A 23,355-nucleotide genomic window follows, 5' to 3' on the forward strand; every position below is an offset into this window, starting at 1 on the left:
GCCGCGGCGTCCTCGCCGGCCCGGCCGTCGCCGCCGTCGTCGAGGGCCAGCTGCCTGACCAGCGCGAGAGACACCGCTCGGACCTCTTGCTGCGACTACAGCTCGCCGTCGCCGTGGGCGTCGTAGGCTTCCACGATGCGCTGCACCAGCGGATGACGGACCACGTCGGAGGCGGTGAAGTAGCTGAAGCCGATGCCCTCGACCCCGCGCAGCACGTCCATGACGTGGCGCAGGCCCGACAGCTGCCCCTTCGGCAGGTCGATCTGGGTGACGTCGCCGGTCACCACTGCCCGGGAGCCGAAACCGATGCGGGTCAGGAACATCTTCATCTGGGCGGCGGAGGTATTCTGCGCCTCGTCCAGCAGCACGAAGGACTCGTTCAGCGAGCGGCCGCGCATGAAGGCGAGCGGTGCCACCTCGATGACGTTGCGCTCCACCAGCCGGCCCACACGCTCGAAGCCCATCATCTCGTAGAGGGCGTCGTACATGGGGCGCAGGTACGGGTCGACCTTCTGGGACATGTCGCCGGGCAGGAAGCCGAGCCGCTCCCCCGCCTCCACGGCGGGGCGCACCAGCACGATCCGGCGCACCTCGTCGCGCTCCAGCGCCTCTATGGCGGCGGCCACAGCCAGATAGGTCTTGCCGGTGCCGGCGGGGCCGATGCCGAAGGCCAGGTCGTTGTCGCGGATCTGCACCAGGTAGTGGCGCTGGTTGGGGCCGCGCGCGCGGATGCGCTTGCGCGGGGTCTTGATGAGCGTCTCCTCCGACTGCTCCCGGGCCGGCGCCTCCGTGCCGGCATCCTCGTCCGCAGGCGCTTCGCGCGCCTCCATCGCCGACTCCTGCAGACAGATGTGCACCCGGTGCGGATCCAGGTGTTCGCTACCGGTCAGGCGGAACAGCTCCTGCAGCACCTGCTCGCCGGCGCGCGCCGCACCCGCCTGGCCCACCACCCGGAAACGGTTGCCCCGGTTGGCGATCTCCACGCCCAGTCGGCGTTCGATTTGTCTCAGGTGTTCGTCGAACTGGCCGCAGAGATTGGCCAGACGGTTGTTGTCGGCGGGCTCCAGGACGATGTCCCTGGCTTCGTTTACGGATTCCAAGAGAAGAGGAGACTCCCGGTTCGAGTTGACAGGTTTCTAGACTAACCCCTCCTCATGACGAGGGGAAGTCAGGAGGCGCGGCGCCGGGCCGGCGGCGCGACCACGCGTCCGCGCAGGGAATTGGGCATCGCCTCGGTGATCTGCACGTCGACGAATTGGCCGATGAGCGAATCGTCGCCGTCGAAGTTCACCCAGCGCATGTTCTCTGTGCGGCCGGCCACCTGTCCCGTATGCCGGCGGGCGCGGCGCTCGACCAGTACCCGCTGGGTCGTGCCGACCATCGCCTCGCTGATCGCCGCCGCCTGCTGGTTGATGCGGGCCTGCAGCAGCGCGAGACGGCGCTTCTTCTCGTCGGCGGTGACCTCGTCCGGCAGCGAGGCCGCCGGTGTGCCCGGCCGCGCGCTGTAGATGAAGCTGAAGGACTGGTCGAAGCCCAAGTCGGCGATGAGCTTCATGGTGGCGTCGACGTCCGCGTCGGTCTCGCCCGGGAAGCCGACGATGAAGTCCGAGGACACCGAGATGCCGGGGCGGGCTTCGCGCAGCCGGCGGATCTTCTGCCGATACTCCAGCGCGGTGTGGCCACGCTTCATCAGCGCCAGCACCCGGTCGGAGCCGCTCTGCACCGGCAGGTGCAGGTAGGACGCGAGCTTCGGCACCTCGGCATAGGCGCGGATCAGGGCATCGGTGAACTCCACCGGATGCGAGGTGGTGAAGCGGATGCGCTCGATGCCGTCGACCGCGGCCACGTAATGGATCAGGGTGGCCAGGTCGGCGGTGGTGCCATCGTGCATGGCACCCCGGTAGGCGTTCACGTTCTGGCCGAGCAGGTTCACCTCCCGAACGCCCTTGTCCGCGAGCTGCGCCACCTCGACGATGACGTCGTCGAACGGCCGGCTGATCTCCTCGCCCCGGGTATAGGGCACGACGCAGAACGAGCAGTACTTGCTGCAGCCCTCCATCACCGAGACGAAGGCCGTGGGACCCTCGGCCCGGGGCTCGGGCAGGCGGTCGAACTTCTCGATCTCCGGGAAGGAGACATCCACCACCGGTTCGCCGGAGCGGCGCACCCGCTCGAGCATGTCCGGCAACCGGTGTAACGTCTGCGGACCGAACACCATATCCACGTACGGGGCCCGGCGGATCACGGCGTCGCCCTCCTGGCTGGCCACGCAGCCGCCGACGCCGATCACCAGATCCGGACGCTCCGCCTTCAGCCGCTTCCAGCGGCCGATCTCGGAGAAGGTCTTCTCCTGGGCCTTCTCGCGGATGGAACAGGTGTTGACCAGCAGCACGTCGGCCTCGGACGGATCGTCCGTCAGCGCGAGACCATGGGACTCCCGCAGCACGTCCGCCATCTTGGCGGAGTCGTACTCGTTCATCTGACAGCCGTAGGTGCTGATGTAGAGCCTGCCGGTCATGCGGTGAATCCTAGCGCAGGAAACCTAGCGCAAGAAACCTAGCGCAAGAAACCCAGGCTTTCGAGGATCACCAGGATGCGGTGGGCCGCCAGGTCCGGCGTCATCTCCTGCGTGTCGAGGCGGATCTCCGGCGCCTCCGGCTCCTCGTAGGGGTCGCTGATGCCGGTGAATTCCTTGATGATGCCCGCCCGTGCCTTGGCATAGAGCCCCTTGCGGTCGCGCTGCTCGCAGACCTCCAGCGGCGTGGCGACGTGCACCTCCACGAAACCGCCCAACGGCTCGATCAGCTGGCGCACTTCGCGGCGGGTGCGGGCATAGGGCGCGATGGGCGCGCAGATGGCGATGCCGCCGTTCTTGGTGATCTCGCTGGCCACGTAGCCGATGCGCAGGATGTTCAGATCCCGGTGCTCCTTCGAGAAGCCGAGCTCGCTGGACAGGTTCTTGCGCACGATGTCGCCGTCGAGCAGTGTCACCGGCCGGCCGCCGGCCTCCAGCAGCTTCACCATCAGCGCGTTGGCGATGGTGGACTTGCCCGAGCCGGAGAGCCCGGTCATGAACACCGTAAAGCCCTGCTTGTGCCGCGGCGGGTGCGTGCGACGGAGTTCCGCGACCACCTCCTGGAACGAGAACCAGTCCGGTATCTCCAGACCTTCCTGCAGCCGGCGGCGGAGTTCGGTACCGGAGATGTTCAGCACGTTGTCCTGGTCGGTGGTCTCGTCCAGCGGCATGTACTGGGCCCGGTTCTCCGCGTACACCATCAGGCGGAACGGCACCATGGAGATGCCGAGTTCCTGCTCGTGCTCGCGGAACAGCGTCTGGGCATCGTAGGGACCGTAGAAGTCGTTGCCCTGGCTGTCCTTGCCTGGTCCCGCATGATCACGGCCGACGATAAAGTGGGTGCAGCCGTAGTTCTTGCGAATGATGGCGTGCCACAGCGCCTCGCGCGGCCCGCCCATGCGCATGGCCAGCGGCAGCAGGCTGAGCGACGTGGTCTGGTCCGGGTACTGGCCCAGCACGTGCTCGTAGCAGCGCACCCGCGTGTAGTGATCCACGTCGCCGGGCTTGGTCATGCCGACGACCGGGTGGATGAGCAGGTTGGCCTCCACCTCGCGCGCCGCCCGGAAAGTGAGTTCCTGGTGGGCCCGGTGCATCGGGTTGCGGGTCTGGAACGCCACCACCTTGCGCCAGCCGAGCTTGCGGAAGCGGTCGCGCATCTCCCGCGGGGTATCGCGCAGATGGCGGAAGTCGTAGTGGGTCGGCGCCTCGACGCCGCGCAGCGGACCGCCCAGGTAGACCGGCCCGGCCCTGTTCATCAGGTAGTCCACCGCCGGGTGCAGTTCGTCGGCGGTGCCGAAGACCTGCAGCGCCTCGGACTCCTTGTCCGGCGTCCAGCGGCTGGTCACCTTCATGGTGGCGACGAGCACGCCTTCCTGGTCGCGCAGCGCGATCTCGTCGCCCTCGGCCACGTCAGCGGCGAACTCCTCGCTTACGTCCAGCGTGACCGGCATGGGCCAGAGCACCCCCGAGGCGAGACGCATGTCCTTCACGACGCCCTCGTAGTCCGCCTGCTCCAGGAAACCGGTCAGGGGGGAGAAGCCGCCGTTCAGCAGCAGCTCGAGGTCGCACAGCTGGCGCGGCGTCAGGTCCCAAGACGCCATGTCGCGGGCCCGCTTCTTCTCCTCGGCCGCCGCCGCCTCGTCCAGGTACAGTTCGATCAGTTCGCCGCCGTGCGGCTCTTTGTAGGCTCCCATTTCCGGTTCCTTGTTTCCTCAAAAATAATCCACTGCCCTTTCCGGGCAGATCTTGCACCGGATCGGTGGACAGCCCGCCAACCTAGCAGAGCCCGCGCCGCGCTGCCGCGACCGGGCTCACAGTAGATTGTGCGATGGTCCCCGCAGGGATGTGTCGGTTGGGCTTCGGCGCTCCGGGGCGGACCTCAGAAGGGGATGTCGTCGTCGAACTCTTCGCCGCCGCCCGTATCGGGGTAGTTACCCCCGGACGGGCCGGAGTCCTGGGACGACATCGGCCCCGCTCCGCCGCCACCGCCGCGGCCGCCCATCATCTGCATCTCGTCGGCGATGACCTCCGTGGTCCAGCGGTCATTGCCCTGCTTGTCCTGCCACTTGCGCGTGCGCAGCTTGCCCTCGATGTAGACCTGGGAGCCCTTGCGCAGATACTCGGCGGCGATCTCCGCGAGCCGGCCGAACATGGCGACGTTGTGCCATTCGGTACGCTCCTTCTGCTCGCCGGTCTGCTTGTCCTTCCACTGCTCGCTGGTCGCGATGCGAAGGTTCGTGACCGCGCTGCCGCTCGGCATGTAGCGCGTGTCCGGATCCTGGCCGAGATTGCCGACCAGTATGACTTTGTTGATTCCGCGGGCCATCAGGGTCCCCTGCTCGTCTTGGTTGGATGCCGCGGCGAGGAGCGCAGGCTCTTCGCCGTCGAGGGTGAGCTATTGTAGGCGCTGGGCCGCCAAATGCCCACCGCTATAATGCGGGATTACGCCCGAAAACAAGGCCGATCGTCACCAGCAGCCAGGCGACGCCGATCACGCCGAGCGAGACGAACACGCCGCTGTAGTCGGTCACGCCCATCAGCCATCCCCCGACCACGCCGCCGGCGAACGCGCCGAGGAACTGGGAGGTGTAGAACAGCCCCAGCGCGCCGCCCCGGCCGTCCGGGCCCGCGACCACCGATAGACGCGCCGGCAGTCGGGCCTCGAGGTAGTTGAACCCGGCGAAGAAGATCGCCAGTCCCGCCAGGGCCAGGATCCAGCCGTCCGTCGCCTGCCACAGCAGGCCCTGGCCGAGGGCCAGCAGACCCACCGAGAGGACGAAGATCCAGCTGCCGCGACCCTTCTCGCCCAGCAATACCAGCGGTACCGTGGCCACCAGGGACAGCGCCAGGGCGGCGAAGTAGGTGCGCCACTGGGTCTCCATGGGCACGCCGAGCGCGTCGCGCAGCAGGAACGGCGCCGCCACGAAGCTGGCCGTGAGCATCATGTGCAGCAGGAAGATGGAGGCATCGATGGCGGCGACGCCCGGAGTGAGGCGCCCCGCCGGCCGCCGCTGCGCCCCGTGATGGGCCCCCGGCTTCGCCCGGGGCAGCACCGTGGCGAGCGCCAGCGCGGTCAGCGCCATGATGCCGGCCAGCCAGAACAGGCCGCGCACGCCCGTCACGCTGGCCACCAGCGGGCCGAGCACCAGTGCGATCAGGAACGAGCTGCCGATGGAGATGCCGAGGATGGCCGTGGCGCGGGTACGGATTTCCTCCCGGGTGTGATCGGCCAGCAGCGCGGTCAGCGTGGCCGAGACGGCGCCCGCCCCCTGCAGGAGACGCCCGGCGATGACGCCGAGGATGTGGTGACTCATGGCCGCGACGAAGCTGCCCAGGGCGAAGACGGTCAGCCCGAGCACGATGACCGGCACGCGGCCGATGCGGTCGGACAGCGTGCCGAACGGTACCTGCAGCACGGCCTGGGTGATCCCGTAGCCGCCCACCGCCAGGCCGACCAGCATGGGCGTGGCCCCCTCCAGGCCGGAGGCCCAGAGCGCGAGCACCGGCAGCAGGAGGAACAGGCCGAGCATACGCAGCATGGCCATGCCGCTGACCATGCCGATGATGCGGCCCTCCCCCGGCTCGAGTGAGATGCGTTTTCGCTGCCCGTCGGGCGGGGTCGTCTGTTCGTCTGACATGTCCGGTCCTGTGCTGTCGCCGCGGGTCCGTCGTGCTGCCGCGCTTTTGCGCGGCGGGAAGCAGGCGGCGTATATTAACAGGTTGACCCCCGCTCACCGCCGGCTCCCATGGACAGTATCGAAATACGCGGCGCACGGACGCACAACCTGCAGAACATCGATCTGTCGCTGCCCCGCGACCGGCTGATCGTGCTCACCGGCCTCAGCGGCTCCGGTAAGTCATCGCTCGCCTTCGACACCATCTATGCCGAGGGTCAGCGCCGCTACGTGGAGTCGCTGTCCGCCTATGCGCGCCAGTTCCTCTCCATGATGGAGAAGCCGGACGTCGACCACATCGAGGGCCTGTCGCCCGCCATCTCCATCGAGCAGAAGTCGACCTCGCACAACCCGCGCTCGACGGTGGGGACGGTCACCGAGATCTACGACTATCTGCGCCTGCTCTACGCCCGGGCCGGAACCCCGCGCTGCCCGGACCACGGCCTGGACCTCGAGGCGCAGACGGTCAGCCAGATGGTCGATCACGTCCTGGCGCTGCCGGAGGGCAGCCGTCTGGCGCTGCTGGCTCCCATGGTGGACAACCGCAAGGGCGAGCACGCGCGCATGCTGCAGGAGCTGCAGGCCCAGGGTTTCGTGCGCGCCCGCATAAACGGCGAGATCCTGGAGCTGGCCGACGCGCCGGCACTGGACGCGCGGCGACGCCACACCATCGAGGCGGTGGTCGACCGCTTCAAGGTCCGCCCCGACCTGGCGCTGCGGCTGGCCGAATCCTTCGAGACGGCGCTGGGCCTCGCCGACGGCGTGGCGCGGGTGGTGCCGCTCGCGGGCGACGGCGAGGAGATTACGTTCTCGGACCGCTACGCCTGCCGGGAGTGCGGCTACAGCCTGAGCGAGCTGGAACCCCGGCTGTTCTCCTTCAATAACCCGCACGGCGCCTGCCCGGACTGCGACGGGCTCGGCGTGAAACAGTTCTTCGACCCGGACCGGGTGGTGGTCAACCCGGACATCAGCCTGGCCGGCGGCGCCATCCGCGGCTGGGACCGGCGCACGACCTATTATTTCCAGATGATCGGCAACCTCGCCGCCCATTACGGCTTCGACGTGGAGGCGCCCTTCGGCGAGCTGCCCGAGGCGGTGCGCAACGTCATACTGCACGGCAGCGGCGACGAGCAGATCGAGTTCAGCTACACCAGCAGCCGCGGCGCCAGCGTGAGCCAGCGCCACCCGTTCGAAGGCGTGCTGCCGAACCTGGAGCGCCGCTACCGCGAGACCGAGTCGGCCACCGTCCGCGAGGAGCTCGCCAGGTACCTGAGCACCCAGCAGTGTCCTGCCTGCGGCGGCTCGCGGCTGAACCGGGCCGCGCGCAACGTCTTCGTGGCCGACCGCGGCATCGCCGACCTCTCGGCCATGGCCGTGGGCGACGCCCGCGCCTTCTTCGGCGTGCTGGAGCTGCCGGGCTGGCGCGGCGAGGTCGCCGGGCGCATCGTCCGGGAGATCGCCGAGCGGCTCGGCTTCCTGGACGACGTCGGCCTGACCTACCTCACGCTGGACCGCAGCGCCGACACGCTCTCCGGCGGCGAGGCGCAGCGCATACGGCTGGCCAGCCAGATCGGCTCGGGACTGGTGGGCGTCATGTACATCCTCGACGAGCCCAGCATCGGCCTGCACCAGCGGGACAATGCGCGGCTCCTCGGCACCCTCACCCACCTGCGGGACATCGGCAACACCGTGATCATGGTGGAGCACGACCAGGAGGCGATCCTCGCCGCCGATCACGTCGTCGACCTCGGCCCGGGCGCCGGCGTCCACGGCGGCCGGGTGGTGGCGGAGGGGCCGCCGGACGCGATCCGGCGCAACCCGGCCTCCCTCACCGGCCAGTACCTCTCCGGCCAGCGGCGCATCGAGGTGCCCGCCCGGCGCGTCGCACCCGACGCCGCCCGTCAGCTGGTGGTCCGCGACGCCACGGGCAACAACCTGAAACACGTCGAGGCCGCCCTGCCGGTGGGCCTCATGACCTGCGTCACCGGCGTGTCCGGCTCCGGCAAGTCCACGCTCATCAACGGCACCCTGTACGAGACCGCCGCGGCACTGCTGAACCGGGCGGCCACCGACCCGGAGCCCTGCGCCGGCATCGACGGGCTGGAACACTTCGACCGGGTCATCGAGATCTCCCAGAGCCCGATCGGCCGCACGCCCCGCTCCAACCCGGCCACCTACACCGGGCTGTTCACGCCGATCCGCGAACTCTTCGCCGGCACCCAGGAGGCACGCTCGCGGGGCTATCAGGCGGGGCGTTTCAGCTTCAACGTCAAGGGCGGGCGCTGCGAGGCCTGCCAGGGCGACGGCGTCATCAAGGTGGAAATGCACTTCCTCCCCGACATCTACGTGCCCTGCGACGTCTGCGAGGGCCGCCGCTACAACCGGGAGACGCTGGACATCCGCTACAAGGGCCGCAACATCCACGAGGTGCTGGAGATGACCGTGGAAGACGGCCTGGAGTTCTTCCGCAACGTGCCGGTCATCGCCCGCAAGCTGCAGACGCTGATGGACGTGGGCCTGTCGTACGTGCGCCTGGGGCAGAACGCGACCACGCTGTCCGGCGGCGAGGCCCAGCGCATCAAGCTCGCCCGCGAACTCTCCAAGCGGGACACCGGCTCCACGCTGTACATCCTAGACGAACCCACCACGGGACTGCATTTCCACGACATCGCCCAGCTGCTCGCGGTGCTCCACCGCCTGCGCGACCGGGGCAACACGATCGTCGTCATCGAGCACAACCTGGACGTGATCAAGACGGCGGACTGGATCGTGGATCTCGGCCCGGAAGGCGGCGACGGCGGCGGCGAAATCGTCGCGGCGGGCACGCCGGAGGACGTCGCGGAAGTCGAGGCCTCCCACACGGGCCGGTACCTGCGCGCCCTGCTGGCCGAAGGCCGCGAGAAACGCCTGGCCTGAACTCGTTCTTTTCTGGCCGCCCCGGTCAACGGGCATGTAGGAGGGGCTTCAGCCCCGATCAGCGCTCGGCCACCTCAGGCGAAGATCGGGGCTGAAGCCCCTCCTACATGCCCATCGAAGCCGTGCCGCATCCAGGGCGACCCCGCAACCCTTATCCACCCGCTGGCGGACCCGCAGCCGAGAGGCCTGGCACCAGTCAGCAGGCGTTGCTGACTGGCAGCTCCTTCACGCCACCGCGAGGCGGCCGTCATGCGGGGATATCCATCGCCGCGACCTTTTGTCGGGAGCAAGATGGATACCCCCACAGGGCGGCCACAATAGAAGGTGAGCCGGGTGGAAAAGCCGGGTCGGGCCTGAAGGCCCTCCTACGGGCGGGGTGCCAGGTCTGCCAGGCGCGCGTTGTAGCGCTCGTCCAGGCAGTCGCGGCGCTCTGCCTCCGGCAGTTCGAGGCAGTCCCGGAGGCCGCGCTCCCAGGCGGCGTGTTCGTTCCTGAGAGAGGCTTTCGCCGTGTGGTCCGCCCGCGCCAGCGCCCGCTGGTACAGGCGGGTGAGGTCCGCGTCCATCGCGCGCAGGTCCACGTCGGCGCACACGGCCCGCTCGACCGGATCGGTGATTCCCGCGCAGCGATCCGGCACGTTGCCGGTCTGCGCGCCGCCGGTCGTGCCGCCGCCCTCCGGGCCCGGCGAGCAGGCGGCGAGCGCCAGCAGGATCGCCGCGATGGTGAGCGTGACGCGCATCGCCGGCGGCTACCCCAGCGGGCGGATGCCCACCGCCTGGCGGATATCGGCCATGAACGGCGCGCTCAGGGCGCGGGCGCGCTCGGCGCCGGCGACCAGCACGGATTCCACGTGGCCCGGGTCGGCGATGAGCCGTTCGTATTCCGCGCGGGCCGCGCCGAGGTGATCGTTGATGTACTCGAACAGGAGCTGCTTCATCTCGCCCCAGGCGATGCCCTCGGCGTAGCGGCGGGCGACGTCGGCGGATTCGGCGGGCGTGGCGAATGCCCGGTAGATCTCGAACAGGGTCGAGCCCTCGGTCTCCTTCGGCTCGCCGGGCTCCAGCGAGTTCGTCTTGATCTTCATGATCAGTTTTCTGAGCTTCTTCTCCGGCAGGAACAGGGGGATGGTGTTGCCGTAGCTCTTCGACATCTTGCGCCCGTCCAGCCCGGAAAGCACCGCCGTGTTGTCGTCGATCACCGGCTCCGGCAGGGTGAAGAGTTCGCCGTAGTGATGGTTGAAGCGCCCGGCGATGTCCCGGGCCATCTCCACGTGCTGCTTCTGGTCCCGCCCCACCGGCACCTTGTGCGCCTTGAACAGCAGGATGTCGGCGGCCATCAGCACGGGATAGGAGAACAGGGCCATGGTGATGCCCTTGTCGGGGTCCTTGTTGTCGGCGTCTTCGTTGGCGGCGACCGCGGCCTTGTAGGCGTGCGCGCGATTCATGAGTCCCTTGGCCGTCATGCTGGAGAGCACCCAGGTGAGCTCGGGTATCTCGGGAATGTCCGACTGGCGGTAGAACACGGCGTTGCGGGTATCCAGGCCGAGCGCGAGCCAGGAGGCGGCGATCTCCAGCGTCGAGCGCTGGATCTCGTCCGGATTCTGGTTCTTCACCAGCGCGTGCAGGTCCGCGAGGAAATAGAAATTGCGTTTCTCCGCCTCGCGACTCGCGGCAACGCCCGGCCGGATGGCGCCGACGTAATTGCCGATGTGGGGCGTGCCGGTGGTCGTGATACCGGTCAGCCAGATTTCACCGCTCATCGCCGATTCCCCGGGTCCATTGTCTGGGTCCATTCTCTGGGTCGATTCTCTGGGGCGCTACGCTGCGCCGACGCTTTCAGTAGCCGGCCGCCTGGCCGTCCTTGCGGGACTCGGAGGCCCCGTAGTACACGCCCTCTTCGTGGTCCTTCATGATGGCCTGGTAGCCGCCGAAGCCGCCGTTACTGCCGCCGAGACGGTGGCCGCGGCGCATCAGCTCCCGGTGGACGGCCTGGTCGTAGCCGTGCTCGAGGTGCACCATGCCGCCGTCGGTCATCTGCTCGCCGGTGGGCTGGGAGGAGCCGCTGTGGCGCAGCCGGGGCGCGTCGCCGGCCTCCTGCAGGTTCATGCCGAAATCCACCATGTTGACGATGATCTGCGTGTGTCCCTGGGGCTGCATGGCGCCGCCCATCACGCCGAAGCTCATCAGCGGCTTGCCGTCGCGCATCACGAACGCCGGGATGATGGTGTGGAAGGGCCGCTTGCCGGGCTCGTAGACGTTCGGATGGCCCGGCTCCAGGGAGAAGAGTTCGCCCCGGTCCTGGAGCACGAAGCCGAGATCCCCGGGTGTCATGCCGGAACCCATGCCGCGGTAGTTGCTCTGGATCAGGGAGACCATGTTGCCGTCGCGGTCGGCGACGGTGAGATAGATGGTGTCGCCGTTCTCGATCGCCGCGTCGCCGGCCGGCAGCGACCGCGAGGCCTGCGCCATGTCGATCAGCCCGCGGCGCTCGGCCGCGTAGCCCTTCGAAATCAATCGCTCCACCGGCACGTCGGCGAAATCCATGTCGGCGTAGTAGCGGGCCCGGTCCTCGAAGGCGAGCTTCTTCGCCTCGGTAAGCACGTGCAGATAGTCCGCCGAGCCGAAGCCCATGGAGGCGATGTCGTAGCCCTCCAGGATGTTCAGCATCTGCAACGCGGCGATGCCCTGGCCGTTCGGCGGCAGCTCGTAGACCTCCCAGCCCCGGTAGGTCGCGGAGACGGGCTCCACCCACTCGGAGCGATGGCTCGCCATGTCCTCGTAGGTGAGGAAGCCGCCGTTCTCCTGCATGTAGTCGGCGATCTTGCGGGCCATCTCGCCCCGGTAGAACACGTCCCGGCCCTCGGCGGCGATCTTCTCGTAGGTGTCGGCGAGGCGCGGGTTGCGGAACATCTCGCCCTTGCGCGGTGCCCGGCCGTCCGGCATGAACGTCTCCGCGAAGCCGGGGAAGTCCTTCAGGTATTCGGCGTTGCGCTGCCAGTAATAGGCGATGAGTTCCGACACCGGGAAGCCCTCGCGGGCATAGCGGATGGCGGGCGCCAGGATTTCGCTCATCGGCAGACGGCCGTAGCGTCCGTGCAGCTCGAACCAGCCGTCCACGGCGCCCGGCACGCTCACGGGCAGGGGCCCCAGCGGCGGGATGCTGTCCATGCCCTGCTCCTCGAAGTGCGCGAGGGTCAGCGAGGCCGGCGAGCGACCGCTCGCATTCAGCCCGGTCAGTTCGCCCTTGTCCGCGTCCCAGACGATGGCGAAGAGATCGCCGCCGATGCCGCAGCCGACCGGCTCCATGAGACCGAGGGCGGCGTTCGCGGCGATGGCGGCATCCACTGCGCTGCCGCCGGCCTTCAGCACGTCCAGCGCGATCTGGGTGGCCAGCGGCTGGCTGGTCGCTGCCATGCCGTGTGGCGCGATCACCTCCGAACGGGACGCGAACGTCTCCCCGGTGATGCGATCGTAGCCGATTGCCGGCGTGGTCATGACGAGCAGAACGCTCGCTGCGGCGACGAGGCCGCGTGCGGCAGGGAAAAACATAGGAGGCTCCGCAGATTCATGGAGGCTGCAATGATGCCCCAGATCGGGAACCCTGTTAAGTGAACCCTCGGGAGGGCTGCCGGCCGGCCGCGGCGCGTTCGCTATACTGCCCGGAGGCGCAACCGTTGCCATACGAGAGCCATACGACAGCCATACGGAGGAAGCATGGAACCCGAGCACCCCGACATCGCCGAACGATACGCCGACCACGTCGCGGAGATGATGCGCCGCCACGACCGCGCGCTGGAGCGTGCCGGCGCGGACGGCATCGTCATCGCGGCCGGGGAACCCCGCTATGCGTTCCAGGACGACCGGGCCTATCCCTACATCGTCAATCCGGACTTCAACGCGTGGCTGCCGCTGACCGACGCGCCCGGCTCGTATCTCGTCTACACGCCCGGCAGCCGGCCCCGCCTCGCCTACTGCCAGCCGTCCGATTACTGGCATATGCCGCCGGCCGCGCCGGCCGGCTACTGGACGGGGCAGTTCGACATCCTGCCCTTCGAGAGCCCGGCGGGCGCACGCACGCTGCTGCCCGACGATCTGTCGCGCTACGTCTTCGTCGGCGAGGTGATCGATCCGGCGCAGACCCTGGGCGTGGAGCGGGTCAATCCGGAGGGCGTGCTGCAGAGCCTGCACTATCCCCGCGCGACGAAGACCGGCTATGAGCTGGAGTGCATGCGGGCGGCGACCCGGCGGGCGGCCGAGGCGCACATCGCCGCGCATGCGGCCTTCGAGAACGGCGCCTCGGAGTTCGATATCCATCTCGCCTACTGCCGCGCGGCCGGGCAACTGGACCAGGAGCTGCCCTACGGCAACATCGTCGCCCTGAACGAGCACGGTGCCGTGCTGCACTACCAGCACCGGGACCGGCAACCGCCCGACGAGATCCGCTCCTTCCTGATCGACGCGGGGGCCTCCGTCGCCGGCTATGCCGCCGACATCACGCGCACCTACGCCGCCGACGAGAGCGACTTCGCCGCGCTCATCCGCGACATGCATACGCTGCAGCTGGAGATCGTCGCCGGCGTGCGGGCCGGCACCGATTTCCGCGAGCTGCACCTGGAGACCCACCGCCGGCTCGGCGGCATGCTGCTCGCCCACGAGATCGCCAGCGCCGGCAGCGCGGAGGCGCTGGTGGAGGCGGGCGTGACCCGCGCCTTCATGCCCCACGGCCTCGGCCACCTGCTCGGCCTGCAGGTGCACGACGTCGGCGGTTTCATGGCGGACGACGAGGGCGGCGAGATCCCCGCACCGGAGGACCATCCCCATCTGCGGCTTACCCGCACACTGGCCGCCGACCAGGTGCTGACCATCGAGCCGGGCCTCTACTTCATCGACCTGCTGCTCGACGCCTTGCACGAGAGCGCCGCGGGGCGACTCGTCAACTGGCTGCGGGTGGAGGAGCTGAAGCCTTACGGCGGCATACGCATCGAGGACAACGTCCGCGTGCTGGAAGACGGCACGGAGAACTTCACCCGCGACGCCTTCGCCGCGATGGCAGTGGTCTAGAGGCCGAGCCGGCGAGTCGCTGCTGGTTCGTCAGCCCCGGTCCGTCAGGCCTGATCCGCCAGCGCCGACATGGCGCCGGCCAGCTCGAAGTCCAGCTCGGTGATGCCGCCCGCGTCGTGGGTGGTGAGATCGACGGTCACCTTGTTGTAGACGTTGAACCACTCCGGGTGGTGATCCATCTTCTCGGCAACAATCGCCGCTGCGCTCATGAAACCGAACGCGCGCACGAAATCGTCGAACCGGAACTCGCGGTGCAGCTTGCCCTCGCGCAGTTCCCAGCCGGGGATGTCGAGCAGCTTCGCTTCGATGACGGTGTGGTCGAGTTTGTCAGCCATGATTCTCCTTTTCCCGGCCCGCCCTGCGGGCCTTGTAGTACTCCCGCGCCTTCTTGCCCTTGCGGCTCAGCAGCGGCTCCATGGCGCGCCTCAGGCCCGGGAACAGATAGACCAGGTCCGCGGTGACACCGCTCAGGCGCGGCATCTTCTCCTCCACGGCTTCGCCCGCGGCTACGCGCAGGATGGCCTCGGCCACTGCCTCCGGCGTGCTCATGGGCTGGGACAGCGAGAGGTCGGTCACCTCGTCCAGTTCTTCCATGATGAAACCGGTGTCCACCGGGCCGGGCGAGACCACGCCCACGTGGATGCCGCTGCCCTTCAGTTCCTCGGCCAGACCGTGAGAGAACGAGCGCAGGCCCGCCTTCGTGGCCGCGTAGGTCACCGAGCCCGGCACCGGCGTGCAACCCGCCAGCGAGGCCACGTTGACGATCGCGCCGCCGCCGGCCTGCCGTATGCGGGGTATCGCCAGCCGGCTGAGCAGGATGGGCGCGCGCAGGTTGACGTCCACCATCGCCGTCAGCGCTTCCGCGGAGTTCTCCTCGACGCTGCCGCGGGCATGCAATCCGGCGTTGTTGATCAGGTAATGGACGGCGCCGAACGCCGCCTCCGCGCGATCGAACAGCGCCCCGCAGGCCGCATCGTCCGCCACGTCCATGGCAACGCTCACGGCCTCGGTGCCGTCGGGCAGGCCGGCTGCGAAGGCCTGCAGGGAGCGCTCGTTGCGGGCCGCCAGGACCAGGCGCGCCCCGGCTGCCGCGAAGCGCCGGGCGGCGGCCGCGCCGATGCCGGCGGAGGCGCCGGTGATGATGACCGTCCGGTCTGTGAAAGTGGCGTCCATGGCCACGAGTCTAGTGCATCGAGGGGGCCGCCGACACCCGTCCCGACGCCGCGGACTGCATCCGTCCGCCCGGCAAGCGCGAATACGTTTTCGCAACCGTTCTTGCAGTCGACCTGGCAGTCGTCTTTGCGATGCCGGAGCCGCCCTGCCTGCGCCCCTCCGGTTACAATAGTCTGCTGACCGCGGCGCCGCGACAGGCCTCGTGGTGCAGGCGTTCCGGCGTGCCGAGACCGCCACCGCTGTTCGACAAGGAAGGTGAATTTTGCCCAAGCGCCCGACACACTGGATGCTGATCGCAGCCCTGGCCCTGCTCGCCGGCTGCGAGGCCGACGAGGAGCGGGGCGGCGGCGGCCGTTTCGGTGGCGGTCCCGTGACGGTCATCACCGAAGTGGTCGAGCCCCGGGACATCGTCGACGAGGTCGACGCCATCGGCACCGTGCTCGCCGACGAGTCCGTGGAAATCACCTCCCGCGTGACCAGCATCGTCACTCGCATCGCCTTCCGGGAAGGACAGCTGGTCGAGGAAGGCGACCTGCTGGTGGAGCTGGAGAACAAGGAGATCCGTGCCGAGCTGGCCGTGGCGGAGGCCTCTCTCAGCGAGAGCCGCAGCCAGTACGAGCGGGCGCGCCAGCTGGCCGATACCCAGGCGATCTCCGCCTCGAGCCTCGAGGAACTGCTCGCCGCGATGCAGGTGGCCCAGGCCGAGGTGCAGGCGGCGCGGGCGCGTCTCGAGAACACGTTCGTCCGTGCGCCGTTCAGCGGCAAGATCGGCCTGCGCCGGGTCAGTCCGGGAAGCCTGGTGAATCCGGGCACGGTCATCACCACGCTGGACGACCTCGACCCGGTGAAGCTGGAGTTCTCGGTGCCCGAGGCCTTCCTCGGCGTACTGCGCGAGGACCTGACCGTCGCGGCCCGCAGCCCCGCCCTGCAGGGGCGGCAATTCCGCGGTCGCATCGACAGCGTCGACACGCGGCTGGACCCGGTCTCCCGGTCGATCCTGGTGCGCGCGATCCTGGAGAACGAAGAGGACCTGCTCAAGCCCGGCATGTTCCTGACGGTGGCCCTGCAGATGCGCCGCAGCAACATCCTCATGGCGCCCGAGCAGGCCATCGTGCCTGAACGCGGGCAGCACTATGTCTACGTCGTGGCGCCAGAGGATCGGGCGGCTAGGCGGCAGGTGGAGCTGGGGCAGCGGATACCGGGCGCGGTGGAGATCGTCTCCGGTCTCGCAGTCGGCGAGCGGGTGATCACCGAGGGTACCCAGAAGGTGCGCGAAGGCTCCGAGGTGGTCTACGGCACCGTCGGGATGTCGCCACCGTGATCCTGTCGGAGATCTCCGTCCGCCGGCCCGTCTTCGCCACGGTGCTGTCCCTGATCCTGGTGATCGTCGGCCTGATGGCGCTGGGCAACCTGCCGATCCGCGAGTATCCGGATATCGAACGGCCGGTGGTGAGCGTCGATGGCAGCTATCGGGGGGCATCGGCGGAGATCGTCGAACGCAAGATCACCCAGCTGGTCGAGGACGCCGTCGCCGGCATCGAGGGCATCGAGAAGCTCACCTCCATCAGCTACGACGGCCGCTTCGACGTCAGCATCGAGTTCTCCGCCGATCGGGATCTGGACGCCGCGGCCAACGACGTGCGTGAGCGGGTGGCGCGGGTGGTCGAAGACCTGCCCGAGGAGGCGGATCCGCCCGAAATCACCAAGGCGCGCGGCGGCACGGGCGCGACGATGTACATCGACCTGTCGAGCACCGCACGCTCGCCCATGGAGCTGACGGACTTCGCCGAGCGTTATCTGGTCGACCAGTTCTCCATCGTCAGCGGCGTGGCCAACGTGCGGGTCTTCGGCGGGCGCCGGCTGGCCATGCGCCTCTGGGTCAAGCCGGAGGCCCTGGCGGCGCGCGGCCTGACGGTGACGGAAATCGAGAATGCACTGCGGCAGGAGAACGTGGAGCTGCCCGCCGGCCGCCTGGAGTCCAGCGAGCGGGAGTTCACGCTGCGCACATCGACCGGCCTCTCGAGCGTGGAGGACTTCCGACGGCTCGTCGTGGGCCGGGGTGACGACGGCTATCTCATCCGGCTCGAGGAAGTGGCCGACGTCGAGCTGGCACCGGAGGACAACCGCAACATCTCGCGTTCGAACGGCATCGCCGGTGTGAGCATGGGCATCATCCCCCAGTCGAAGGCCAACATCCTGATGCTGAATACCGGCGTGCGCGAGCAGATCGAGCGCATCCAGCCGACCCTGCCGGACGACATCAACCTATCGGTGAATCTCGACTTCTCCGTGTTCATCAGCGAGTCGATCAAGGAGGTCGTCAAAGCGCTCGGCCTCGCGCTGCTGCTGGTGCTGATCGTGATCTACGGCTTCATCGGCTCGTTGCGGGCCACGCTGATTCCCGCGCTGACCATCCCCGTCTCCATCATCGCCGCCTTCACCGTGATGGCGGCAATGGGCTTCTCCATCAACGTGCTGACCCTGCTCGGGCTGGTGCTGGCCATCGGCCTGGTCGTCGACGACGCGATCGTGGTGCTGGAGAACATCGCGCGGCGCATCGAAGAGGGCGAGCCCGGCCTGCTCGCGGCCGTGAACGGCAGCCGCGAGATCGGCTTCGCCGTCATCGCCACCACCGCCGTGCTGGTGTCCGTGTTCATCCCGATCTCCTTCATGGAGGGGACGGTGGGCCGTCTGTTCGGCGAGTTCGGCATCTCGCTGGCGGCGGCGGTGATCTTCTCCAGCCTGGTGGCGCTCAGCCTGGTGCCGATGCTCGCATCCAAGCTGCTGGGACGACGCATCGCTCGCGGGCGCCTGACCCGTTTCGTCGACCGGCTTTTCCGGAGCCTGTCCGCACGTTACGAGGCCGGTCTGCGGCGCTTTCTGCGCCATCCCGCGCTGGTGCTCGCCGGCGCTCTCGGGGTCTTCGCGGCCGCGCTCGCCCTGCTGGCCGAACTGCCGGTGGAGTATGCGCCGTCGGAAGACCAGGGAGCGGCCTTCATCGCCATGAACGGGCCGGACGGCGCCAGCCTGGAGTACATGGACCGCTACGCCCGCCAGGTCGAGGACATCGTCCTGCCCGACGTGGAGAGCGGCGACGTACGGCGCATACTGACGCGCTCGGCCTGGGGCGGCGGCGACGACGTCAACCGCATGTTTTTCTACATTCCACTGGCCCTCTGGAGCGAACGTGAGCGCTCGGCGGAGGAGATCGCCTCGGCCTGGCGCCCGCAGCTCGCGCAACTGCCGGGTGTCAACGTCTTCGCCCGCGGTTCCTCGTCCGGACTCGGCATCCGCGGCTCCAATCGCCCGGTGGAGATCGTACTGGGCGGCACCGACTACACGGAGATCGCGGACTGGGCCGAGCGCATCATCGCCAGGGCCTCGGACGAGAACCCGCGACTGCTGAGCCTGCAGACGGACTACCAGGAACGCAAGCCGAAGATGGACGTAGCCATCGACCGCAATCGGGCGGCTGACCTGGGAGTGTCGCTGTCGACCATCGGTCGCACCCTGGAGACCGTACTGGGCTCGCGCCGGGTCACCACCTTCGTGGACGGCGGCGAGGAGTACAACGTCATCCTGCAGGGCGGCCGGCAGACCCGCAGTACCCCCGACGACCTGGACAGCATCTTCGTGCGCTCCGATGTGACGGGCCGGCTGATACCGCTGGCAAACCTGGTGAGGCTGGAGGAAAGCTCGGGCCCGATGGATCTCAAGCGCTTCGACCGGCTGCGCTCGATCACCATCTCCGGCGGCCTCGCACCCGGTTACTCCCTCGGCGAGGCGCTCGCATACATGGAGCAACTGGTGGCGGAGGAACTGCCCGCCGAGGTCCAGCTGAACTACGACGGCGAGTCGCGGGAATTCAAACGCTCGGGCAGCGCGCTCTACACCACGTTCCTTCTGGCGCTGCTGATCGCCTTCCTGGTGCTCGCCGCCCAGTTCGAGAGCTTCCGCCACCCCGTCGTCATCATGGTGACGGTGCCGCTCGCCATCGCAGGCGCCCTGGTGGGCATCTGGATCTTCGGCTCCTCGATCAACGTCTTCAGCCAGATCGGCGCCATCATGCTCATCGGCCTGGCCGCCAAGAACGGCGTGCTGATCGTCGAGTTCGCCAACCAGCTCCGCGACCGCGGGGTGGAATACCGGGAAGCCGTCATACAGGCCGCGGGCATCCGGCTGCGGCCGGTGCTGATGACCAGCATGTGCACCGCATTCGGCGCTGTGCCGCTGATGCTCGCGGCGGGCGCCGGGGCCGAAGCCCGGCAGTCCATCGGCGCGGTCGTGTTCTTCGGCGTCAGCTTCTCGGTCTTCCTGACCCTGCTGGTGGTGCCGGCGGTCTACATCCTGATCGGCAAGAACACCCGCTCGCCGCAGTACGTGGGCAAGCTGGTCGATCGGCTGCGCCGACGCGAGCAGAGCGCCGCAGCGGAAGACCAGCTCACCCGATAGCGCGTAGGAGGGCCTTCAGGCCCGATTCCTTCCAACCCGATCCCCTTCTATCGTGGCCGCCCTGCGGGGGTATCCATCTTGCTCCCGACAAAAGGTCGCGGCGATGGATACCCCCGCACGACGGCCACGCCTGCAGTAGCGTGAAGGAAGTGCCGGTCAGCAGCGCCGGCTAACAGCACCGAATCTCACGGATCAGGGCCCGTGAGCGGCCGAACCTGTCTTCCTTCCCGCAGGCATTGCTCCGGATTCGCCACATGTAGCACTTGTGTGACTCCCTTCTTCGTACTCCTGGCCGAGGGCACTTGGCGTGTTGTCGAAGTAATTCTGTCCCAATTCCAATCGCCTGGCTTTCAGTTGCCGGTAGAGGCGGACAGCTCCCTCGCACGCCTCCGCAATCTCCGATTCAGTAAAGCTGTAATCGGTTTTCATCTGCTGCAATCGCTCAGGGGCCAGTACGTTGTCCCCTCTCAGTTGCGCCGCAAGGAGCATGGCAAGCATGTTTACCGGCGGATTGTCGGATACCCTCATGGTCGAGACGTTCTGACTGATCCAGGGCGATGCCCATACGCTCGACGCCGAAACCAATGCAGATGTGCTGCCAAGCACTGCCGCCTGCTCGTACAGTTCCATCATTTCTCTGGGGTCGACCGTGAGATAACGCCCTGCCAGAATCGCGATAGCCGCGGTGTTTCCCTGGGCGGCCAGGTCTCGCAACTGTCCTTCATTAAAGCTCTCGAGATGCGTTCTTCCCGCCGACATGTAGCCGCGTTCTCTCTCCCAGGCTTCCTGGCGAGTGATAGCCAGCGCGGAGGGTTTACCTGACTGTGCGTCCGCCGTAGCCGACGACGAATCTGGTTCTCCCATGTCCGACGGGCTTGACGAATCTCGTTCGGAGGCCGCAACGGTATTCGCAATGACCTGAGGCGTGCTGTCGGCTGGCTCGGAATCCGAATCTCCGCGCATCAGCCAGGCGATAGCAGATACGACCAGAACTCCCGCCAGGGTCGTATATGCAATCGGTCTGTTCTTCAACAAATTATTGCTTCCCCTGGAATCGGTCGCCCAGTCGACCCGGACAATCCCCAAAGATTGGTCCGACCTGCTGACTGGCCCACAGGCGAGAGCGCTGACAGCTGGCACCGCTAGTCCGCAGCGCTTCCTGACTGTGGCAGACCGATCGGCTGCGGGCCAGTCAGCGGGTGGGCAAGAGTGGCGGGGTCGTCCGGGATGCCACGCAGGCTTCGATGGGCATGTAGGAGGGGCTTTAGCCCCGATTAGCGCTGGCCCGCCTCAAGCGAAGATCGGGGCTGAAGCCCCTCCCACAGCAAGGTCGGGCCTGAAGGCCCTCCTACGCGGGAATCCCGGAGGTCAGTCCTGGGATTCGGCGGCCTCAGTGTCTTCCGGCTGGTCGAGGAGCTGGACGATGGCCATGGGCGCCGCATCCCCGGGGCGGAAGCCCGTCTTCAGGATGCGCAGGTAACCGCCGGGACGTTCCTTGTAGCGCGGACCCAGCTCGTTGAACAGCTTGCCCACCGCTTCCTTGTCACGCAGGCGATCGAACGCCCGGCGACGCTGGGAGACGCCGTCGACCTTGGCCATGGTGATCAGCGGCTCGACCACGCGGCGCAGCTCTTTCGCCTTCGGCAGCGTGGTCTTGATGGTCTCGTGGCGCACCAGCGAGGCGGCCATGTTGCGGAACATGGCACGGCGGTGCGGACTGTTACGGTTGAGCTTTCGCCCCGACTTCTGATGTCGCATTGCTGATTTCCGGTTATACGTTCAGGCGTTCGTTCGACGGACGACGGCCGGTGCCGAGGGGGCCGATCGCCCCCAGTGGCGCCGCCAGATGGTCTCGATCAGGCGGACAGCGCCTCGCGATCGGGACGCAGGCTCGGCGGCGGCCAGTTCTCGAGCTGCATACCGAGGGACAGGCCGTGGCTCTCGAGCACGTCCTTGATCTCCGTGAGCGACTTCTTGCCCAGGTTCGGCGTGCGCAGCAGCTCCACCTCGGTGCGCTGCACCAGGTCGCCGATGTAGTTGATGCTCTCGGCCTTCAGGCAGTTTGCGGAGCGCACGGTGAGCTCCAGCTCGTCCACCGGCCGCAGCAGGATCGGGTCGATCTGGGCCTCGGCGGCGGCGCCGGCACCCTCTTCCTGGCCCTGCAGGTCCACGAAGACGCTGAGCTGATCCTTAAGGATGCTGCCCGCGCGGCGGATCGCCTCTTCAGGGTCGATGGTGCCGTTCGTCTCGATGTCGATGATGAGCTTGTCGAGGTCGGTGCGCTGCTCCACGCGGGCCGCCTCAACGTTGTAGGTCACCCGGCGGATCGGGCTGAACGAGGCGTCCAGCTGCAGCCGGCCGATGGGGCCGCTCTGCTCCTCGAAGCTCGCACGCTGGGTGGCCGGGCGGTAGCCGCGTCCGCGGATCACCTTCAGCACCATGCGCAGCTCGCCGGCCTTGGTCAGGTTGGCGATCACCAGGTCCGGATTCAGGACCTCGACGTCATGGTCCAGCTGGATGTCGCCGGCCGTGACCGGACCCGGGCCCTTCTTGGAGATGGAGAGCTCGGCGCTGTCGCGGCTGTGCATGCGCACGGCCACCTGCTTGAGATTCAGCAGGATGTCGACGACGTCTTCCTGCACGCCCTCGATGCTGGTGTACTCGTGCAGCACGCCCTCGATCTCGGCCTCTACAATCGCCGCGCCCGGCATGGACGACAGCAGGATGCGCCGCAGCGCATTGCCCAGCGTATGGCCGAAGCCGCGCTCGAACGGCTCGATGACGACCCGTGCGTGCTGCTCCGTCTCCGGAGTCACCTTCACGACACGAGGTTTCAGAAATTCGGTTACTTCCGACATGGGACAGGGTCCTCCTGATTACTTGGAGTAGAGCTCGACCACCAGGTTTTCGTTGATGTCCGGCAGGATGTCGTCCCGCTCCGGCAACGTCTTCAGCAGTCCGGTCATCTTCTTGGTGTCGACTTCGACCCATTCCGGAAAGCCCACCTGGCCGGCGATCTCGAGTGCACTCTGGATGCGGAGCTGCTTCTGCGCCTTCTCGCGGATCGAGACCTGGTCGCCGGCGCTGACCTGGTAGGAGGGAATGTTCACCACCTGGCCATTGACCATCACGCCCTTGTGGCTGACCAGCTGACGCGCCTCCGCACGCGTCGAGGCAAAGCCCATCCGGTAGACGGTGTTGTCCAGCCGTCCTTCCAGCAGGCGCAGCAGGTTCTCGCCCGTGGAGCCCTTCAGCTGTGCCGCACGCTTGTAGTAGTTGCGGAACTGGCGTTCCAGCACACCGTACATGCGGCGCAGTTTCTGCTTCTCGCGCAGCTGCAGACCGTAGTCGGACAGACGTCCGCGCCGGCCGGTGGCACTGCCGCCCGGCGGCGTGTCCAGCTTGCACTTGGCGTCCAGCGGCTTCACGCCGCTCTTCAGGAACAGATCCGTGCCTTCGCGGCGCGAGAGCTTACATTTTGGTCCGAGATATCTTGCCATGATCCTC

18 protein-coding genes are annotated in these 23,355 nt (G+C 67.8%); 4 read left to right on the top strand and 14 right to left on the bottom strand.

From position 1 onward, the window contains the following. Nucleotides 1–95: 95 nt before the first annotated feature. The 5 genes from ACJMK0_RS17355 to ACJMK0_RS17375 all read right to left on the bottom strand — a co-directional run bounded on the left by ACJMK0_RS17355 (nucleotide 96) and on the right by ACJMK0_RS17375 (nucleotide 6,213). On the bottom strand, nucleotides 96–1,100 hold the full coding sequence (locus tag ACJMK0_RS17355) for a PhoH family protein (RefSeq protein ID WP_405240237.1): 1,005 nt from the start codon (nucleotides 1,098–1,100) through the stop codon (nucleotides 96–98). Nucleotides 1,101–1,168: 68 nt separating this feature from the next. Then, complete coding sequence (gene miaB / locus ACJMK0_RS17360; protein ID WP_405240239.1) at nucleotides 1,169–2,518, bottom strand: tRNA (N6-isopentenyl adenosine(37)-C2)-methylthiotransferase MiaB; 1,350 nt, start codon at nucleotides 2,516–2,518, stop codon at nucleotides 1,169–1,171. A 38-nt stretch (nucleotides 2,519–2,556) separates the two neighbouring features. Further along, nucleotides 2,557–4,269 (bottom strand): bifunctional sulfate adenylyltransferase/adenylylsulfate kinase, encoded by a 1,713-nt coding sequence (locus tag ACJMK0_RS17365; protein WP_405240241.1) that lies wholly within the window; start codon nucleotides 4,267–4,269, stop codon nucleotides 2,557–2,559. A gap of 185 nt (nucleotides 4,270–4,454) precedes the next feature. Next, nucleotides 4,455–4,901 (bottom strand): single-stranded DNA-binding protein, encoded by a 447-nt coding sequence (gene ssb, locus ACJMK0_RS17370; protein ID WP_405240242.1) that lies wholly within the window; start codon nucleotides 4,899–4,901, stop codon nucleotides 4,455–4,457. Between the two features lie 103 nt (nucleotides 4,902–5,004). Beyond that, a complete protein-coding gene (locus ACJMK0_RS17375; RefSeq protein ID WP_405240244.1) occupies nucleotides 5,005–6,213 on the bottom strand; it encodes an MFS transporter in 1,209 nt (402 codons plus the stop codon). 108 nt (nucleotides 6,214–6,321) lie between these two features. Here ACJMK0_RS17375 and uvrA point away from each other — a divergent pair, with 108 nt between their 5' ends. Continuing rightward, entirely contained in the window at nucleotides 6,322–9,165 is a 2,844-nt protein-coding gene (uvrA, locus tag ACJMK0_RS17380; protein ID WP_405240246.1) for an excinuclease ABC subunit UvrA, read from the top strand. 365 nt (nucleotides 9,166–9,530) lie between these two features. Here the strand turns inward: uvrA and ACJMK0_RS17385 are convergent, their stop codons facing one another. From ACJMK0_RS17385 to ggt, 3 genes are all read right to left on the bottom strand, one after another. Next, on the bottom strand, nucleotides 9,531–9,902 hold the full coding sequence (locus tag ACJMK0_RS17385; protein WP_405240248.1) for a lysozyme inhibitor LprI family protein: 372 nt from the start codon (nucleotides 9,900–9,902) through the stop codon (nucleotides 9,531–9,533). 9 nt (nucleotides 9,903–9,911) lie between these two features. Next, nucleotides 9,912–10,922: a tryptophan--tRNA ligase gene (trpS, locus tag ACJMK0_RS17390; protein WP_405240250.1), complete on the bottom strand. Its 1,011-nt coding sequence runs from the start codon at nucleotides 10,920–10,922 to the stop codon at nucleotides 9,912–9,914. Between the two features lie 76 nt (nucleotides 10,923–10,998). Then, nucleotides 10,999–12,657, bottom strand: coding sequence for a gamma-glutamyltransferase (ggt, locus tag ACJMK0_RS17395; protein WP_405240308.1), 1,659 nt, complete (start codon nucleotides 12,655–12,657; stop codon nucleotides 10,999–11,001). Between the two features lie 219 nt (nucleotides 12,658–12,876). Here ggt and pepQ point away from each other — a divergent pair, with 219 nt between their 5' ends. After that, nucleotides 12,877–14,223 carry a Xaa-Pro dipeptidase gene (gene pepQ, locus ACJMK0_RS17400; RefSeq protein ID WP_405240252.1) on the top strand — a complete coding sequence of 449 codons (1,347 nt, stop codon included), beginning with the start codon at nucleotides 12,877–12,879 and terminating at the stop codon, nucleotides 14,221–14,223. A 44-nt stretch (nucleotides 14,224–14,267) separates the two neighbouring features. On the opposite strand, the gene ACJMK0_RS17405 is transcribed toward pepQ, so the two are convergent. Next, a complete protein-coding gene (locus ACJMK0_RS17405) occupies nucleotides 14,268–14,558 on the bottom strand; it encodes a 4a-hydroxytetrahydrobiopterin dehydratase (protein WP_405240254.1) in 291 nt (96 codons plus the stop codon). Further along, nucleotides 14,551–15,396: an SDR family NAD(P)-dependent oxidoreductase gene (locus ACJMK0_RS17410; protein ID WP_405240256.1), complete on the bottom strand. Its 846-nt coding sequence runs from the start codon at nucleotides 15,394–15,396 to the stop codon at nucleotides 14,551–14,553. The genes ACJMK0_RS17405 and ACJMK0_RS17410 overlap by 8 nt, the downstream gene beginning before the upstream one ends. Nucleotides 15,397–15,682: 286 nt before the next feature. Here ACJMK0_RS17410 and ACJMK0_RS17415 point away from each other — a divergent pair, with 286 nt between their 5' ends. Next, a complete protein-coding gene (locus tag ACJMK0_RS17415; RefSeq protein ID WP_405240258.1) occupies nucleotides 15,683–16,717 on the top strand; it encodes an efflux RND transporter periplasmic adaptor subunit in 1,035 nt (344 codons plus the stop codon). Continuing rightward, on the top strand, nucleotides 16,714–19,848 hold the full coding sequence (locus tag ACJMK0_RS17420; protein ID WP_405240260.1) for an efflux RND transporter permease subunit: 3,135 nt from the start codon (nucleotides 16,714–16,716) through the stop codon (nucleotides 19,846–19,848). Before ACJMK0_RS17415 ends, ACJMK0_RS17420 begins: the two co-directional genes overlap by 4 nt. A gap of 192 nt (nucleotides 19,849–20,040) precedes the next feature. On the opposite strand, the gene ACJMK0_RS17425 is transcribed toward ACJMK0_RS17420, so the two are convergent. The 4 genes from ACJMK0_RS17425 to rpsD form a co-directional block, all read right to left on the bottom strand. Next, complete coding sequence (locus tag ACJMK0_RS17425) at nucleotides 20,041–20,883, bottom strand: hypothetical protein (RefSeq protein WP_405240262.1); 843 nt, start codon at nucleotides 20,881–20,883, stop codon at nucleotides 20,041–20,043. 333 nt (nucleotides 20,884–21,216) lie between these two features. Next, nucleotides 21,217–21,606 (bottom strand): 50S ribosomal protein L17, encoded by a 390-nt coding sequence (gene rplQ, locus ACJMK0_RS17430; protein WP_405240264.1) that lies wholly within the window; start codon nucleotides 21,604–21,606, stop codon nucleotides 21,217–21,219. Nucleotides 21,607–21,704: 98 nt separating this feature from the next. After that, a complete protein-coding gene (locus ACJMK0_RS17435; protein ID WP_405240266.1) occupies nucleotides 21,705–22,706 on the bottom strand; it encodes a DNA-directed RNA polymerase subunit alpha in 1,002 nt (333 codons plus the stop codon). 18 nt (nucleotides 22,707–22,724) lie between these two features. Next, on the bottom strand, nucleotides 22,725–23,348 hold the full coding sequence (rpsD, locus tag ACJMK0_RS17440; RefSeq protein WP_405240268.1) for a 30S ribosomal protein S4: 624 nt from the start codon (nucleotides 23,346–23,348) through the stop codon (nucleotides 22,725–22,727). Nucleotides 23,349–23,355 lie beyond the last annotated feature (7 nt).

This window comes from Lentisalinibacter orientalis (assembly GCF_040706535.1).
Lineage (GTDB): Bacteria > Pseudomonadota > Gammaproteobacteria > Steroidobacterales > Woeseiaceae > Lentisalinibacter > Lentisalinibacter orientalis.

Coding starts and splice junctions, on each gene's coding strand:
- trpS (WP_405240250.1), bottom strand. CDS start 10,922: ATGAGCGGTGAAATCTGGCTGACCGGTATCACGACCACCGGCACGCCC.
- ACJMK0_RS17410 (WP_405240256.1), bottom strand. CDS start 15,396: ATGGACGCCACTTTCACAGACCGGACGGTCATCATCACCGGCGCCTCC.
- ACJMK0_RS17365 (WP_405240241.1), bottom strand. CDS start 4,269: ATGGGAGCCTACAAAGAGCCGCACGGCGGCGAACTGATCGAACTGTAC.
- rplQ (WP_405240264.1), bottom strand. CDS start 21,606: ATGCGACATCAGAAGTCGGGGCGAAAGCTCAACCGTAACAGTCCGCAC.
- rpsD (WP_405240268.1), bottom strand. CDS start 23,348: ATGGCAAGATATCTCGGACCAAAATGTAAGCTCTCGCGCCGCGAAGGC.
- ACJMK0_RS17385 (WP_405240248.1), bottom strand. CDS start 9,902: ATGCGCGTCACGCTCACCATCGCGGCGATCCTGCTGGCGCTCGCCGCC.
- ACJMK0_RS17405 (WP_405240254.1), bottom strand. CDS start 14,558: ATGGCTGACAAACTCGACCACACCGTCATCGAAGCGAAGCTGCTCGAC.
- ACJMK0_RS17435 (WP_405240266.1), bottom strand. CDS start 22,706: ATGTCGGAAGTAACCGAATTTCTGAAACCTCGTGTCGTGAAGGTGACT.
- ggt (WP_405240308.1), bottom strand. CDS start 12,657: ATGACCACGCCGGCAATCGGCTACGATCGCATCACCGGGGAGACGTTC.
- ACJMK0_RS17375 (WP_405240244.1), bottom strand. CDS start 6,213: ATGTCAGACGAACAGACGACCCCGCCCGACGGGCAGCGAAAACGCATC.
- ssb (WP_405240242.1), bottom strand. CDS start 4,901: ATGGCCCGCGGAATCAACAAAGTCATACTGGTCGGCAATCTCGGCCAG.
- miaB (WP_405240239.1), bottom strand. CDS start 2,518: ATGACCGGCAGGCTCTACATCAGCACCTACGGCTGTCAGATGAACGAG.
- uvrA (WP_405240246.1), top strand. CDS start 6,322: ATGGACAGTATCGAAATACGCGGCGCACGGACGCACAACCTGCAGAAC.
- ACJMK0_RS17415 (WP_405240258.1), top strand. CDS start 15,683: ATGCTGATCGCAGCCCTGGCCCTGCTCGCCGGCTGCGAGGCCGACGAG.
- pepQ (WP_405240252.1), top strand. CDS start 12,877: ATGGAACCCGAGCACCCCGACATCGCCGAACGATACGCCGACCACGTC.